The organism is Streptomyces sp. NPDC046465 (assembly GCF_040646035.1).
Taxonomy (GTDB): domain Bacteria; phylum Actinomycetota; class Actinomycetes; order Streptomycetales; family Streptomycetaceae; genus Streptomyces.
Genome location: NZ_JBEYZK010000021.1, coordinates 26,634 through 42,182 on the forward strand (window position 1 = coordinate 26,634; position 15,549 = coordinate 42,182).

16 protein-coding genes are annotated in these 15,549 nt (G+C 74.0%); 7 read left to right on the forward strand and 9 right to left on the reverse strand.

Features of this window, described 5'->3' with window-relative positions; genetic code table 11:
- Positions 1-6: 6 nt before the first annotated feature.
- The gene (locus ABZ953_RS29335) at positions 7-738 is read right to left on the reverse strand and encodes a VIT1/CCC1 transporter family protein (RefSeq protein WP_361729819.1); all 732 of its coding nucleotides are present in this window, start codon (positions 736-738) and stop codon (positions 7-9) included.
- Positions 739-973: 235 nt separating this feature from the next.
- Here ABZ953_RS29335 and ABZ953_RS29340 point away from each other — a divergent pair, with 235 nt between their 5' ends.
- From ABZ953_RS29340 to ABZ953_RS29370, 7 genes are all read left to right on the forward strand, one after another.
- On the forward strand, positions 974-1,981 hold the full coding sequence (locus ABZ953_RS29340) for an ADP-ribosylglycohydrolase family protein (RefSeq protein WP_361729822.1): 1,008 nt from the start codon (positions 974-976) through the stop codon (positions 1,979-1,981).
- 149 nt (positions 1,982-2,130) lie between these two features.
- Positions 2,131-3,321 carry an ADP-ribosylglycohydrolase family protein gene (locus tag ABZ953_RS29345; RefSeq protein WP_361729825.1) on the forward strand — a complete coding sequence of 397 codons (1,191 nt, stop codon included), beginning with the start codon at positions 2,131-2,133 and terminating at the stop codon, positions 3,319-3,321.
- Positions 3,296-4,480 (forward strand): ADP-ribosylglycohydrolase family protein, encoded by a 1,185-nt coding sequence (locus ABZ953_RS29350; protein ID WP_361729828.1) that lies wholly within the window; start codon positions 3,296-3,298, stop codon positions 4,478-4,480. Before ABZ953_RS29345 ends, ABZ953_RS29350 begins: the two co-directional genes overlap by 26 nt.
- Positions 4,477-5,805, forward strand: a complete 1,329-nt coding sequence (locus tag ABZ953_RS29355; protein ID WP_361729831.1) for an ADP-ribosylglycohydrolase family protein — start codon at positions 4,477-4,479, stop codon at positions 5,803-5,805. The genes ABZ953_RS29350 and ABZ953_RS29355 overlap by 4 nt, the downstream gene beginning before the upstream one ends.
- A complete protein-coding gene (gene rbsK / locus ABZ953_RS29360; RefSeq protein ID WP_361729834.1) occupies positions 5,802-6,713 on the forward strand; it encodes a ribokinase in 912 nt (303 codons plus the stop codon). Before ABZ953_RS29355 ends, rbsK begins: the two co-directional genes overlap by 4 nt.
- The gene (locus tag ABZ953_RS29365) at positions 6,710-7,897 is read left to right on the forward strand and encodes a CoA transferase (protein WP_361729837.1); all 1,188 of its coding nucleotides are present in this window, start codon (positions 6,710-6,712) and stop codon (positions 7,895-7,897) included. Before rbsK ends, ABZ953_RS29365 begins: the two co-directional genes overlap by 4 nt.
- The gene (locus ABZ953_RS29370) at positions 7,894-8,727 is read left to right on the forward strand and encodes a CoA ester lyase (protein ID WP_361729840.1); all 834 of its coding nucleotides are present in this window, start codon (positions 7,894-7,896) and stop codon (positions 8,725-8,727) included. Before ABZ953_RS29365 ends, ABZ953_RS29370 begins: the two co-directional genes overlap by 4 nt.
- A gap of 66 nt (positions 8,728-8,793) precedes the next feature.
- On the opposite strand, the gene lgt is transcribed toward ABZ953_RS29370, so the two are convergent.
- From lgt to ABZ953_RS29410, 8 genes are all read right to left on the reverse strand, one after another.
- Complete coding sequence (gene lgt, locus ABZ953_RS29375; protein ID WP_361729843.1) at positions 8,794-9,720, reverse strand: prolipoprotein diacylglyceryl transferase; 927 nt, start codon at positions 9,718-9,720, stop codon at positions 8,794-8,796.
- Positions 9,721-9,814: 94 nt separating this feature from the next.
- Complete coding sequence (locus ABZ953_RS29380) at positions 9,815-10,594, reverse strand: thioredoxin domain-containing protein (RefSeq protein ID WP_361729846.1); 780 nt, start codon at positions 10,592-10,594, stop codon at positions 9,815-9,817.
- Positions 10,595-10,657: 63 nt separating this feature from the next.
- Complete coding sequence (gene trpA / locus ABZ953_RS29385) at positions 10,658-11,473, reverse strand: tryptophan synthase subunit alpha (RefSeq protein ID WP_361729849.1); 816 nt, start codon at positions 11,471-11,473, stop codon at positions 10,658-10,660.
- The gene (gene trpB, locus ABZ953_RS29390; protein ID WP_361729852.1) at positions 11,470-12,753 is read right to left on the reverse strand and encodes a tryptophan synthase subunit beta; all 1,284 of its coding nucleotides are present in this window, start codon (positions 12,751-12,753) and stop codon (positions 11,470-11,472) included. Before trpB ends, trpA begins: the two co-directional genes overlap by 4 nt.
- Positions 12,754-13,060: 307 nt before the next feature.
- Positions 13,061-13,870: an indole-3-glycerol phosphate synthase TrpC gene (gene trpC / locus ABZ953_RS29395; protein ID WP_361729855.1), complete on the reverse strand. Its 810-nt coding sequence runs from the start codon at positions 13,868-13,870 to the stop codon at positions 13,061-13,063.
- Between the two features lie 140 nt (positions 13,871-14,010).
- Positions 14,011-14,436: a DUF2752 domain-containing protein gene (locus ABZ953_RS29400; protein WP_361729858.1), complete on the reverse strand. Its 426-nt coding sequence runs from the start codon at positions 14,434-14,436 to the stop codon at positions 14,011-14,013.
- Positions 14,437-14,570: 134 nt separating this feature from the next.
- Positions 14,571-14,807 (reverse strand): HGxxPAAW family protein, encoded by a 237-nt coding sequence (locus ABZ953_RS29405; RefSeq protein ID WP_361729861.1) that lies wholly within the window; start codon positions 14,805-14,807, stop codon positions 14,571-14,573.
- Positions 14,808-14,896: 89 nt separating this feature from the next.
- Positions 14,897-15,544, reverse strand: coding sequence for a TIGR02234 family membrane protein (locus ABZ953_RS29410; RefSeq protein ID WP_361729864.1), 648 nt, complete (start codon positions 15,542-15,544; stop codon positions 14,897-14,899).
- Positions 15,545-15,549 lie beyond the last annotated feature (5 nt).

Here is a 15,549-nt window from a genome sequence, read left to right on the forward strand (position 1 = left end):
AACGGCTCATCCTACGGCCGTACCGAACAGCGTGCCCAGGGCGTACGTCACACCGGCCGCGGCGCCGCCGAGCGCGAGCTGCCGCAGACCGCTGAACCACCAGGACCGCGCGGTGACCTTCGCCACCACCGCACCGCAGGCGAAGAGGCCGATCAGCGCGAGCAGCAGGGCGGGCCAGAGCACGGTGGCGCCGAGCAGGTACGGCAGGACGGGGAGCAGCGCGCCGAGCGCGAACGCGCCGAAGGACGAGACCGCGGCGACGAGCGGCGAGGGCAGGTCGCCGGGGTCGATGCCGAGCTCCTCGCGGGCGTGGATCTCCAGGGCCTGCTCGGGGTCCCGGGAGAGCTGCCGGGCGACCTCGCGGGCCAGCTCCGGCTCGACGCCGCGCGACGCGTACAGCTCGGCGAGCTCCCGCTCCTCGTCCTTGGGGTGCTTGCGCAGTTCATGGCGCTCGATGGCCAGCTCGGCCTCCACGAGCTCGCGCTGCGAGGCCACGGAGGTGTACTCACCGGCCGCCATGGAGAAGGCACCGGCCGCGAGCCCAGCGAGGCCGGTGATCACGATGGTGTGCTGCGTCACGGAACCGCCCGCCACACCGGTCATCAGCGCGAGGTTGGAGACGAGGCCGTCCATCGCTCCGAAGACGGCAGGGCGCAGCCAGCCGCCGTTCACGTCGCGGTGGGTGTGGTTGTCGCGGTGCGCCTCGTGCAGCGTCGCTTCGGTCTCGATGATCGCCATGGTGAGCCCCCTCGTGTGTGTCTGGACGATCTCGAAAGTACGCGCGAAAAAAATCTCCCGCCAGCAAGGAAGGCCGTACTTACCTGCGAAAACGCGCCGCGCGAGGCCTCTCCTCCCGGCGAACCCCGGCGAGCGAATGAGTGATCTGAGCCCGGGTGCGCTCGTGTGAGCACCCCGCGTGGCAGGGATGCACCAAGCACCGCATCCAGCGGTCCGCGCACAAGGGAGGCACGGCATGGCGTCCACCGCATGCGTTCCCTCGGTCCCGGCACCGGACGGCGCCGACGACCTCCGCGAACGGGCGCGCGGCGCGCTGCTCGGCCTCGCGGTCGGCGACGCGCTCGGCGCGCCCGCCGAGAACATGAAGCCGTCCGAGATCCGCCGCCGCTGGGGCCGCATCACGGGCTACGTCGCCGAGCACCCGGCCGGTACGGACGACACGGAGTACGCGATCTTCTCCGGGCTGCTGCTCGCCCGGCACGGCTCCGCCCTGACGGTCGCGCACGTCGAGGCCGCCTGGCACGAGTGGATCGCCGACCTGGACGAAGGCCCGTTCCGCGGCGCGGGCTTCAGCGAGCGCGGCACCCTGGAGAACCTGCGCAGGGGCCTCGCCGCACCCATCTCCGCCCAGCACCGGCACGCGTGGAGCGACGGCCTCGCGATGCGGGCCGCGCCCTTCGGCGTCTTCGCGGCGGGCCGCCCGGACGAGGCGGCCCGGCTCGTCGCGGTCGACGGTTCCGTCAGCCATGACGGCGAGGGCATCTACGGCGGGCAGGCCGTGGCGGCGGGCGTCGCGGCGGCGATGGCCGGGGCGCGAGTGGCCGCCGTCGTGACGGCGGCTCTCTCCGTCATCCCCGACGACTGCTGGACGGCGCGCTCCCTGCGGCGGGCGGTCGCGGCCGCGCACGACGGCGAACGGGCGGTCCGCTCCGCGGTGGTCATCGGCGGCTACCCGTGGACGGACCTCGCACCCGAGGCGGTGGGCCTCGCGTTCGGGGCGTACGCGGCGGCGCGCGGTGACTTCCGCTGCGCGGTGCTCTCGGCGGTGAACATGGGCCGTGACGCCGATACGACGGCGGCGGTCGCGGGCGCGCTCTCCGGCGCCACGTGCGGCGCCTCGGCGATCCCGGCCCCCTGGGCCGACGCGATCGGCCCGGCGCGGGGCAGTTGCCTCCCCTCGATGCGGGGCCACCACGTCGTGGACGTGGCGGACTTGCTGGCGCGTCACCCGGAGGCGCCGTGACCCCGGACAGCGCCGACGCGCCGGGACGGACCCCTTCCGCGCCGTCCGGTGACCCCAGCGCCGCTGCGGGCAGGCGTGCCGTACAGCGATGGGGGTCCCCCCTGCTCGTGCGAAGCCGCGAGCTCGGGAGAGGGTGGGCACAGCCCCCGGTGCCGGACGCGACAGACGGAGGCACCGGCCAGGACACCGCCCCCCGAACCGAAGGGCTCCTGCTCGGCCTCGCCGCGGGCGACGCCGCCGGATGGCCCGCCGCCCGCCACCGGGCGACCCGCATGCCCGAGTGGACACGGCGGCTCACCCGTGAACTCGACACCTTCGCCGAGCAGAACGCGACCACCACCCTGCCCGTCCCCATCGCCCTGAACCAGCCCCCGGAGCCCCTGCGCCTCGGCCCCTCCGACGACGCCGAATGGGCGGCGTTCACCGCCGAGTCCCTGCTCGCGGCGGCCGACGGCGCCCCCGACCCGTACCTCTCCAGGGACCACCGGGTCCGCGCCGCCCTCGACCGCTCCTGGACCACCCTCGCCGCCGAGATCGCCGCGGCGGCGGCCCGCGCCCCCGAGGTCGAGTCCGCCGTCCTCCCCCTGCGCGCCCGCATCTCCGTCCGCGCGGGCCTCGGCAATCTCGCCGCGGGCCTGCGCCCGCCCGCCACCGGCCACGACAACCCGCACTACTTCGACGACGCGGCCTGCGTACGCGCCTGCGTGCTCGCCCTGGTCCACCCCGGCGATCCCGAACGGGCCGCGGATCTCGCGGAGTTCGACGCCCGATACACCCAGGACGGCGACGGCACGCACGGCGCCCGCGCGATGGCCGCCGCCATCGCCACCGCCCTCACCGGCGCCGACGCCGACACCGCGGTGGACGCCGCCCTCGCCCAGCTTCCCGCGCACACGGAGATCGGCCGCAACGCCCGGCACGCCGTGAAGATGGCCCGCGCGCAGGCGGACAACGGCGCCTTCGCCCTCGTACCGCTTCTTGAGCATCAGATCGTCGACCACGTCTACAGCTACGGCATCGCCGCCGCCGAGACCGTCCCCGTGGCCCTCGCCCTGACCACCGCCGCCCGCGGCCGCATCGCCGAGGCGGTGCCGGCCGCCGCGTGCCTGTCGCGCGTCGCGGACTCCGCACCCGCGCTCACCGGTGCGCTCACCGGCGTACTCGGTACGGCGGCGGCGATCCCCGAAGCGTGGCGCGACGCCTGCCGCACCCTCTCCGGCTGCGCGCTCCCCCGTCTCGCGGGCACCGACCTGGTGGAACTCGCCGGGCGCCTGGCAGCCACGGAATCGACCGCACCGAATGGACAATCCCGACATGACGACCATGACGCAGCGCACTGAGGCACCTCCCTGTGAACCGCTCCTGTCCGACCGCATCGCGGGCAGCCTCCTCGGAGCCGCGGTCGGCGACGCGCTCGGCGGCCCCGTCGAGGGGTACGCGCCCGAGCAGATCACCGAGCGGCACGGCGGCCGGGTGCGCGGCATCGTCGGCCCCTGGAACGGCGACCACTGGCGCACCGCCCGCCCCCTCGCGCCGTTCCACAAGGGCGACGGGCACGTCACGGATGACACCCTGATGACCCACGCCCTGATCCGCGTGTACACAGCCGTCCGCGACCACCTCGACGCCTACGACGTGGCGGGCCACCTCGTCCCCGACCTGATGACGACCCCGCGCTGGATCCCGGAGCTGGAGGCCGACGCACTCCCCCTGCACCGGATCTTCCTCGCCGAGAAGTGGCTCGTCGCCCGCCTCCACTACGGCCACGTCGACCCGCGCGAGGCCGGCACCGGCAACATCGTCAACTGCGGTGCGGCGATGTACATGGCGCCGGTCGGCCTGGTCAACGCGGCCGACCCGCGGGGCGCGTACGCCGAGGCGCTCGACATCGCGGGGGCCCACCAGTCCTCGTACGGCCGGGAGGCGGCGGGCGTCTTCGCCGCGGCGGTGGCGGCGGCCTGCGCGCCGGGCGCCACGGCGGGCTCGGTGATCGAGGCGTGTCTCGACCTGGCGAAGGACGGGACGCGTGCGGCGATCGAGGCGGTGGCCGAAGTCGCCGCGGGGCACCGGGACTTCGAGACGGCGCTGGCCCCGCTGCGCGCCGCGGTCGCCCCCTTCGACACGGTCGGCCCCGACTACCGCGCCCCGTCGCTCGGCGCCCGCCGCCCCTCCCGCCTGCACGCCATCGAGGAGCTGCCCATCGCCCTCGGCATGCTCCTGGTCGGCGAGGCCGACTACCGCCGTACGGTGCTCGGTTCGGTCAACTACGGCCGCGACTGCGACTCCATCGCGACGATGAGCGGCGCCCTCGTGGGCGCACTGCGCGGCGAGGCGGCGGTGCCCGCCGAGTGGGTGAAGCAGGTCGCCGACGCCAGCCGCCTCGACCTGCACGCCCCGGCGACGGCGCTGACCGAGGTGGCCGAGGAGGTCTTCGCCGAGGACATGCGGCGCCACCACGCCCGCACGTCCGCTTTCGCCGCGCTGACGGCCGCACGATGATCCGCCTGACCTGGGTCCAGCCGGAGGACCTCATCGGCCACGAGCTCCACCAGGCGGAGCAGGAGGGCCGCGCCGTCACCTCCGTACGCGCCCGCTGGCTCGCGGCGGGCGGCCACCTCGCCCCGCCGCGCGCGGGCGCCTCCCCGGCCCCGGCACCGGCCCGCCTCCGAGCCCTGGCCGAGGCGCTCCTGGACGAACTCGCGCCCGGACCGTGGCACGCCGAGACCGGCGCCCGGGTGCCGGGTTCCGGCCGGGTGCCCGCCGGGGACGGGCTGCGGCACCGGCTGCACGCGGCCTGGCTCGGCAGGGCCGCGGGCTGCGTCCTCGGCAAACCGGTCGAGAAGCTCCCCCTCGACGGCATCCGCCGACTCGCGCGGGCCACCGGCAACTGGCCCCTGACCACGTGGTTCACCGAGCGGGGACTGCCGCCCGAGCTCACGGCGGCGTACCCCTGGAACAAGCGCTCCGCGGCCACCTCCCTCGCCGAGAACATCGACGGCACACCCGAGGACGACGACCTCAACTACCCCCTCCTGAACCTCCTCCTGCTCCAGCGCCACGGCAGGAACTTCACCACCGCGGACGTGGCGCGGCTCTGGCTCGACGAACTCCCCGCGGGCCGCACCTTCACCGCCGAACGCGTCGCCTACCGCAACCTCCTCCACGGCATCGAGCCCCCGCACACCGCCACCCACCGCAACCCCTTCCGCGAGTGGATCGGCGCCCTCATCCGCGCCGACGTGCACGGCTGGACCAACCCCGGCGCCCCCGCGGCCGCCGCCGGCCAGGCCCTGCGCGACGCCGCCCTGACCCACACGGCGAACGGCGTGTACGGCGCGATGTTCGTGGCGGCGACCATCGCCGAGGCGGCGGCCGGGCACGCGGACGTCCACCAGTGTCTGCGCGCGGGCCTCGCCACCGTCCCCGCGGACTCCCGCCTGTCCCGCGCGGTCCGCCACGGCATCCAACTGGCCGACTCCACGGGGGAGTTCGACGCGGTGGTGGACCGGCTCCACGAGACGTACGCCACCCACCACTGGGTGCACGTCCTGCCCAACGCCGCCCTCATCGCCGCCGCCCTCACCCACGCCGACGGCGACTTCACCGGCGCCATCACCCGTGCCGTGTCCGGCGGCTGGGACACCGACTCGAACGGCGCGACCGCGGGCTCCGTCGCGGGCCTGCTCGCCGGCCACCCGGGCCGTCTCCCCGACCGCTGGACCGCGCCCCTCAAGAACCGGCTGGCCACCTCCGTCGGCGATTTCAACGGCATCGGATTCGACACCCTCGCAGAACTCACCGCCCGGGAGGCACACCGCTCATGACCCCCACCCCGCACATCGCCGTTCTCGGCAGCGCGAACATGGACCTCGTCGCGTACGTCGCCGAGGCCCCGCGGCGCGGCGAGACCGTGACGGGCCGCGAGTTCCGTACGGTCCCCGGCGGCAAAGGCGCCAACCAGGCCGTCGCGGCGGCCCGCGCGGGCGCCACCGTCTCGATGATCGGCGCGGTGGGCACCGACGCCTACGGCACCCGGCTCCGCTCCGGGCTCGAACACTCCGGCGTCGACACGGACCTGCTGCGCACCGTCGAGACACCGACCGGCACCGCGCACATCGTCGTCGACGACAACGGCGGCAACGCGATCGTCGTCGTCCCCGGCGCCAACGGCACCGTCACCGCGCTCGCCCCCGGCGACGAGGGCCTCATCGCCTCCGCCGACACCCTGCTGCTCCAGCTGGAAGTGCCGGTCGAGGGGGTGGTCGCCGCGGCGCGGGCCGCCCGCCGCCACGGGGTGCGCACCGTCCTCACCCCGGCCCCCGCCCAGCTCCTGCCGCCCGACCTCCTGGGCGCCATCGATCTGTTGCTGCCCAACGAACACGAGGCCGCCGCCCTGACCGGCATCACCGACGACCCGCACGCCGCCGCCGAGGCGCTCCTCTCCCAGGTCCCCGAGGTCGTCATCACCCTCGGCTCGCACGGCAGCCTGTACGCGGCACGCGGCGCCGAACCGGTCACGGTGCGCGCCCCGCAGGTCGCCGCGGTCGACACGACGGGCGCGGGCGACACCTTCGCGGGCGCCCTCGCCGTGGCCCTGGCCGAGGGCGACTCCGTGGTGGACGCGCTGGCCTGGGCCTCCGCCGCCGCCGCGCTCTCCGTACAGCGGCCCGGAGCGTCGGCCTCCATGCCGTACCGCAAGGAGATCGACGACGAGGCGGGCCGCACGCGATGACCGCTCCCCTCACCGGCGTCCGCGTCCTCGACCTCGCCACCCTCTTCGCGGGCCCCCTCGCCGCCACCATGCTCGGCGACTTCGGCGCCGAGGTGGTCAAGGTCGAGCACCCCACGCGCCCCGACCCCTCCCGCGGCCACGGCCCCTCCAAGGACGGCGTCGGCCTGTGGTGGAAGCTGCTCGGCCGCAACAAGCGCACGATGACCCTCGACCTGTCGACGCCGGGCGGCCACGACACCCTGCTGCGCCTGGCCGCCACCGCCGACGTCGTCATCGAGAACTTCCGCCCCGGCACCCTGGAGAAGTGGGACCTGGGCTGGGCGGAGCTGAGCGCGGTCAACCCGCGTCTCGTCCTCGCCCGCGTCACCGGATTCGGCCAGTTCGGCCCGTACTCCCGCCGCCCCGGTTTCGGCACGCTCGCCGAGGCGATGAGCGGATTCGCCGCGGTCACCGGCGAACCGGACGGCCCGCCGACGCTGCCCCCGTTCGGCCTCGCCGACTCGATCGCGGGCCTGGCGACGGCGTACGCGGTGCTCACCGCCCTCGCGGGCCGTGACCGCACGGGCGCGGGCCAGGTGGTGGACATGGCGATCATCGAGCCGATCCTCACGGTCCTCGGCCCCCAGCCGCTCTGGTACGACCAGCTGGGCTACGTACAGCCGCGCACCGGCAACCGCTCCACGAACAACGCGCCCCGCAACACCTACCGCACGTCGGACGGCAGTTGGGTCGCCGTCTCCACCTCGGCCCAGTCGGTCGCGGAACGCGTGATGCACCTGGTGGGCCGCCCGGAGCTGATCCGCGAACCCTGGTTCGCGACGGGCGCGGACCGCGCGGCCCACGCGGACGAGCTCGACGGCGCGGTCGGCGGCTGGATCGCCCTGCACACCCGCGCCGAGGTGATCGAGGCCTTCGAGAAGGCGGAGGCGGCGGTCGCCCCCGTGCAGGACGTACGCGACGTCATGACCGATCCCCAGTACGCGGCCCTGTCCACCGTCACCACGGTCGACGACCCGGAGCTCGGCCCCCTGCGCATGCAGAACGTCCTCTTCCGGCTCTCCGCGACGCCCGGCGCGATCCAGTGGGCGGGCCGCCCCCATGGCGCCGACACCGACGCGGTCCTCGCCGAACTCGGCCTGACGGAACGGGAGATCGCCACCCTGCGCAAGGAAGGCGCCCTGTGACCGTCCACACCCCGCTGACCTGGCTGTACGTCCCCGGGGACCGGCCGGAGGTGGTCGCCAAGGCCCTCCTCGCGGGCGCCGACGCCGTGATCGTCGACCTGGAGGACGCGGTCGCCCCCGACCGCAAGGAGTACGCGCGGTCGGCGACAGCGGAGCTCCTCTCCGCGCCCCAGGCGCTCCCCGTGCACGTCCGCGTCAACGCCCTGGAAGGACCGCTGGCCGAGGCCGACCTGCGCGCCGTCGCGGCGCTGCCGGGCACGGCGGGCCTGCGCCTGCCCAAGGTCACCTCCCGCGCCGAGGTCATCCGGGTCGCCGACCGCGCGGCCCCCGCCGACGGCGGCGCGCCCGTCCTGCACGCCCTCCTGGAGTCGGCGCTCGGCCTGGAGCACGCCTTCGCCATCGCCACCGCGCACCCGGCCCTGCACGGCATCTCCCTCGGCGAGGCCGACCTCCGCGCCGACCTCGGGGTGCGCGCGGACGCGGGCCTCGACTGGGCGCGCTCCCGCGTGGTGGTGGCCGCGCGGGCCGCTGGTCTGGCCCCACCCGCCCAGTCGGTCCACCCGGACATCCGCGACCTGGACGGCCTCGCCGCCTCCTGCGCCCGGGGCCGCGCCCTCGGCTTCCTCGGCCGCGCGGCGATCCACCCCCGCCAGCTCCCGGTGATCGAACGGGCCTACCTCCCCACCGCCGAGGAGATCGAGAAGGCGGAGGAAATCACCAAGGCGGCCGCGACGGACGAGGGCGCGCTGGCCCTGGCCGACGGGCGGTTCGTGGACAAGGCGGTGGTGGAGGGGGCGCGGCTGGTCCTTGCGCTGGCGCGCAGGAGGTGACCGCAACGCGAAGGGCCGCCGGATCATGCGATCCGGCGGCCCTCTCGACGACGTACTGCCGAAGCCTCAGCTCTTGTCGACGGACTTGGCGTCGCTCTTCGCCTCGTCCCTCGTCTCGCTCTTCGCCTCGTCCTTCGTCTCGCTCTTCGCCTCGTCCGCCTTCGAAGGCTCGTCGGAGACGTCCCTCTCGACGATCTCCTCCCGCCCGGGGCGGATCTTCGAGGACACCACGAGGTAGACGACCGCGAGGACGAACACCACGATGGCGGTCCACACGTTCAGCCGCAGGCCGAGCACGTGGTGCGCGTCGTCGACCCGCATGTACTCGATCCAGCCGCGTCCGGCGCAGTACGAGGCGACGTACAGCGCGAACGCCCGGCCGTGTCCGAGCTTGAAGCGGCGGTCGGCCCAGATGACCAGGACGGCGACGCCGATGCACCACAGGGACTCGTACAGGAAGGTGGGGTGGTACGTGCCGGGGACCCGGCCGTCGTCGGCCGAAGTGATCTTCAGCGCCCAGGGCAGGTCCGTGGGCTTGCCGTACAGCTCCTGGTTGAACCAGTTGCCCCAGCGGCCGATGGCCTGGGCGAGGGCGATGCCGGGGGCCAGCGCGTCGGCCCAGGCGGGCAGCGGGATGCCGCGGCGGCGACAGCCGATCCACGCGCCGACCGCGCCGAGCGCGATCGCTCCCCAGATGCCGAGGCCGCCCTCCCAGATCTTGAAGGCGTCCACCCAGTCACGGCCGTCGCTGAAGTACAGCTGGTAGTCCGTGATCACGTGGTAGAGACGCCCGCCGACGAGGCCGAACGGCACGGCCCACACCGCGATGTCGGCCACGGTGCCGGGCCGGCCCCCCCGGTCGATCCACCGCTTGTTGCCGAGCCAGACGGCCACGAAGACGCCGATGATGATGCAGAACGCATAGCCGCGCAACGGGATGGGTCCGAGTTCGACCACACCGCGCGACGGACTGGGAATGAAGGCAAGGTCCATGACGCGTCCGACGCTACCGTGCCGGGCGGCGGGGGCGGCAACCGGTCCGGCTACGTATCCATAACAGGACCACCGCCCCCGCGCCCCCCGGGCGTCAGCTCCGGTTCGCCTCTTGCACCATCTTCGTCAGCTTCTGGGGCGTCAGCGGGTTCTGCTGGTCGCCGAAGATGTCCTTGCCGTCGAGCCGCACGGTGGGGGTGCCCCGCAGCTTCGCGTCCTGGAACGCCTGGTTGGACTTGCCGACCCAGCTGTCGTGCGTGCCGTCCTCGACGCACTTCTTGAAGGAGTCCGTGACGAGGCCGTCGACCTCACCGGCGAGCTCGATCAGCTTGCCGTTCTTGCTGAAGGCGTCGTCGGCCTCGGCGGGCTGGTTCTTGTACAGCACGTCGTGGAACGGCGGGAACTTGCCCGCGTCCTGGGCGCAGCCCGCGGCGTTGGCGGCGCGCAGCGAGCCGCTGCCGCCGAGGTTCCGGTCGATGAGCGTGGCGAGGTGGTACTCGACCTTGAGCTGTCCCTTGTCGGTGAGCTCGTGGATCGTCGAGCGGAAGCCGTCCTCGAACTGCTTGCAGGCCGGGCAGCGGAAGTCCTCCCAGACGGTGAGGGTCGGCTTGGCGCTGTCCTTGCCCGCGGGAAGCGCCAGTTGGTCCTTGCCGGTCGCCCCCTTCGGGACGACCGTCGGCCCCGACGCGTCGCTCTTGTCGTCGCCCGAATTGGCGGCGAGCAGCCCCACCACGGCGGCGAGGCCCAGGACCCCGACCACGGCGGCGCCCACGATCAGCGCTCTGCGCTGCTTGTCGCGGGCCTTCTGCCGCTCTCGCTCTTCGGCCATCCGGTCGCGGGCCGATCGTTTTCCCTCACGGTTCTTCTCGCTCACACCCCGCCAACGAACCGGGGAGGCACGAGCGTGCCTCCCCGGTCCCATGTCCACCCGTACGGGTTACGCCTTGCCGCGTACGCCGTTCGCGAGATCGGCGGCGAGGGTGCGCACGGCGGCCAGCCCCGCGGCCTCGTCCGGGGCGTCGAGCATGCGCTGCACGAAGGCGGAACCGACGATCACGCCGTCGGCGAAGCCCGCGACCTCGGCGGCCTGCCGGGCGTTGGAGACGCCGAGGCCGACGCAGACCGGCAGTGCGGTGGTGGCCTTGGTGCGCCGCACCAGCTCCTGCGCCTGCTCGCCGACCGAGGCACGGGTTCCGGTGACGCCCATCAGCGACGCCGCGTAGACGAAGCCGGAGCCCGCCGCCGTGATGGTGGCGAGCCGCTCGTCCTTGCTGCTCGGCGCGACGACGAAGACGGTCGCGAGACCGTGCTTGTCGGCGTGCTCCCGCCAGAGTGCGGACTCCTGGACGGGCAGGTCGGGCAGGATGCAGCCCGCGCCGCCCGCCTCGGCGAGCTCGGCGGTGAAGCGCTCCACGCCGTAGCGGTCGATCGGGTTCCAGTACGTCATGACGAGCACCGGCTTGCCGGTCGCCTCGTGGGCCTCGCGGACGGTGCGCAGCACGTCGGCGATCTTCAGGCCCGCCTTGAGCGCGATGTCGTCGGCGGTCTGGATGACCGGGCCGTCGAGCACCGGGTCGGAGTGCGGCAGGCCGACCTCGACCACGTCGGCGCCGCCGTCGAAGACGGCCTTGATCGCCGCGATGCCGCCGTCGACGGTGGGGAAGCCCGCGGGCAGGTAGGCGATGAGGGCGGCCCTGCCCTCGGCCTTCGCTGCCGCGAGCGTGTCGTCCAACAGCCGGATGTTGCCGCTCACTTGGCGTCCCCCTCGATCTCCGCGGTGGCTGCCGCGTCCGCCTCGACGGCGGCGTCCGTGTCGTACAGGCCGAAGTAGCGCGCGGCCGTGTCCATGTCCTTGTCGCCGCGCCCGGAGAGGTTGACGACGATCAGGCCGTCCTTGCCGAGCTCCTTGCCGACGTCGAGCGCACCGGCGAGGGCGTGGGCGCTCTCGATGGCCGGGATGATGCCCTCGGTGCGCGAGAGCAGGCGCAGGGCCTGCATGGCCGCGTCGTCGGTGACGGCGCGGTACTCGCCGCGGCCGCTGTCCTTGAGGTAAGCGTGCTCGGGGCCGATGCCGGGGTAGTCGAGTCCGGCCGAGATCGAGTAGGGCTCGGTGATCTGGCCCTCCTCGTCCTGGAGGACGTACGACCGCGAGCCGTGCAGGATGCCGGGCTCGCCCGCGGTCAGCGTGGCCGCGTGCTCGCCGGTCTCGATGCCGTGCCCGGCGGGCTCGCAGCCGATGAGGCGGACGTCGGCGTCCGGGATGAAGGCGTGGAAGAGGCCGATGGCGTTGGAGCCGCCGCCGACGCAGGCGACGGCCGCGTCGGGCAGGCGCCCTGCGCGCTCCAGGATCTGCCGCCTGGCCTCGACGCCGATGACGCGGTGGAAGTCGCGGACCATGGCGGGGAAGGGGTGCGGGCCCGCGACGGTGCCGAACAGGTAGTGGGTGCGGTCCACGTTGGCGACCCAGTCGCGGAACGCCTCGTTGATGGCGTCCTTGAGGGTCCGGCTGCCGGACTTGACGGCGATGACCTCGGCGCCGAGCATCCGCATCCGGGCCACGTTCAGGGCCTGGCGCTCGGTGTCGATCTCACCCATGTAGATGGTGCATTCGAGGCCGAAGAGCGCGCACGCGGTGGCCGTGGCGACGCCGTGCTGGCCCGCGCCGGTCTCGGCGATGACGCGGGTCTTGCCCATGCGCTTGGTGAGCAGGGCCTGGCCGAGCACGTTGTTGATCTTGTGCGAGCCGGTGTGGTTGAGGTCCTCGCGCTTGAGGAAGACCCGGGCGCCGCCTGCGTGCTCGGCGAAACGGGGAACCTCGGTGAGGCTGCTGGGCCGCCCCGTGTAGTGGACGAGCAGGTCGTCCAACTCGGCGGCGAAGGCGGGGTCGCTCTTGGCCTTCTCGTACTCGACGGCGACCTCGTCCACGGCGGCGACGAGGGCCTCCGGAATGAACGTGCCGCCGAACGCGCCGAAGTAGCCTTCGGCGCTGGGGACTTGACCCTCCGGGTCGGGAATGAAGTAGTCGCTGGGCATGCGGGATCCTTGTCAGGGCTGGCGATGACGTTTGACATGAATACGCCTTGGCGCCGTAGCTGGTCACGGGCCTGTCGCGCCTGCGGCCCGGTTCGGGCTGGTCGCGCAGTTCCCCGCGCCCCTGAAGGGGCGCGCCTCAGCTCAGTCGGCGCTCAGGGCGCCGTCGCCATCGCATCCCGGGGATCTGGCCCGGCTCCGCGCCGATGTGGTACCGCACCCGCCTGCCCCGCACGCGCCGCGCGGGCGCCCGGCAGCCGCGGGGGCGGCAGCCGGGGGCGAGGCGGGCGGAGATGGCCATGGGGCGGGGTCAGCTCCGTCCGTGGCGCAGGGCAGGGTGGGCGCCCGCGGCGACCAGGTCGGAGACCGCGGACTTCGGGTCGCGCCCGGTGACGAGGGACTCGCCCACGAGCACCGCGTCGGCGCCCGCGTTCGCGAAGGCGATCAGGTCGTGCGGCCCGCGCACCCCGGACTCGGCGATCTTGACGACGCTGTCCGGCAGCTCCGGCGCGATGCGCTCGAAGGTGGAGCGGTCGACCTTGAGGGTCTTGAGGTCACGGTTGTTGACGCCGATCACCCGGGCGCCCGCGTCCACGGCGCGCTCGGCCTCGTCCTCGTCGTGCACCTCGACGATCGGCGTGAGGCCGATCGATTCGGCGCGCTCGATGAGGGACTCGAGGGCGGGCTGCTCCAGGGCGGCCACGATCAGCAGCGCGAGGTCGGCGCCGTAGGCCCTGGCCTCCCACAGCTGGTACGAGGTGACGATGAAGTCCTTGCGGAGCACCGGGATGTCGACCTTGGCCCGGACGGCCTCCAGGTCGGCGAGCGAACCGCCGAAGCGGCGCTCCTCGGTGAGCACGGAGATGACGGCGGCGCCGCCCGCCTCGTAGTCGGCGGCGAGGCCTGCGGGGTCGGCGATCGCGGCGAGCGCGCCCTTGGAGGGGCTGGAGCGCTTCACTTCGCAGATGACCTTGACGCCGTCGCCGCGCAGGGCCGCGGCGCCGTCCCTGACCGCGGGAGCCTTGGCCGCGCGCTCCTTGAGCTCGTCGAGGCTGACGCGCGCCTGCCGCTCCGCGAGGTCGGCACGGACTCCGTCGATGATCTCGTCGAGCACACTCACGCGAGCGGCCCCCTTCCCTGACGGTTGAGCTGACGTTCAAGCTGGTCACTGCGATGGTATCCGCAGGAGGGCGAAGCCCTCGCATCCGGTTGACGCCCGTCCCACGACCTGGACAGTCGGCACGGCTGCGGCCTGCGGTTTCACGGGTGCAACCATGACCCGAACGGCAGATTGCGTACGAGGGTGAAGATCGCGACCAGCAGGCCCGCCCCCCACAGCTGCACCGGTCCGAGCTCGATCCGCGAGGGCCGCCCGCGCACCGTCCTGACGGCCCACACGGTCCACACCACGGCGAAGAGGCCGTACCCGGCGACGGCGAGCGCGTTGGCGCCGAGGGCCGCCGTGAGATCGCCGTGGACGAAGGCGTGGGCACTGCGCAGGCCGCCGCAGCCCGGGCAGTAGACGCCGGTGAGGCGCAGCAGGGGGCACGCGGGATAGTGGCCGGGTTCGTTCGGGTCGACGGCGCCGACGTAGGCGAAGGCGGCGGCGACCGAGGCGAGCACGCCGGCCGGTACGAGCAGGCGGGTCAGGACGGCGGGCGCGGCGCTCCGGGGTTCGGCGGTCACCCGTGCATTCTGCCGCGCGTCCGGGCGCGTCGCCGGGCGGCCCGGCCGGGCACCCGGGCCCGGATACACGGAAGGGCCAGGCACACGAAAGAGGCGGCCCCGGCGCCTGCCGGTCCGCCTCTTGTCGGCGAGGGTCAGCTCTGGGAGCCCGCGACCTGGCGGTGCGCACGCCTCGGCTCGCTGCCCAGGCCCGCGAGGCGCATGGCGCCGCCCACGAGGCCGCCGATGGCGATGACGGCCATGCCGACCCAGAAACCGGGGACGTTGGCCAGCACCATGAAGGCGCCCGCGACACAGAAACCGATGAAGCTGATGATGGAACCGGTCCAGGCGGCCGGGGTGTGCCCGTGTCCGTGGTTGCTGCCCGCCATTGTCTTTGCTCCTTGTAGCCGTATGCGTGGTGATGGATGCCGAGACCCACCGCGAGTCGGACGCTCGCGGCCATTGTCCCGTACTCGCGTCACCTCTCGTGCGTCGGGTCCTCGCCGCGGTCGAGGGCCTTCCACAGCTCCTCGGGCCGCTCCGGGTCGACGGCCCGGCGTGCCTTGCGGGGGGTCGGGGTGCCGTCGCGTTCGTACCGCCCGGACATGGCGGGCCAGGAGCGGCCGTAGGTGAGCGCGAGCAGCCCTGCGAGCAGGATCAGCGCGCCCGCGGCCGCCGCCGCGTAGGGCCAGCCGGTGTGGCTCAGGTCGCCGACGGTGGCGGCGGTGTTGCCCGCGGCCGTCGCGGCCTTCTCGTCGAGTGCGCCGCTGTCGTCGGCGCCGAGCAGGGCCGCGGCCACGATGCCGGCGCCGCTCAGCGTGAGCAGCAGGGAGACCAGGAAGCGCCCGGCGCGGCGGACCGCGAAGACCGCGACGAGGGCGGCGAGGCCCACTATCGCGAGGGCCGCGGGCACGCCCGTGACGTCGCTGCCCCTGGCGGTCAGCGGCAGCTCGCCACCGGCCACCGACGCGGTGCCGTGGGCCCAGGCCTGGCGGGACGCGAGCAGCGCGAGGGCGGCGCCGACAGCGCCGAGCAGCAGCGCGACGGCGATGCTGCGTCTGCTGCTGCGCTGGGCCCTGCTCTCGGGCGCGGCCTCGGTACGGGGCGGAGGTACGGCAGAAGTCACCTGTC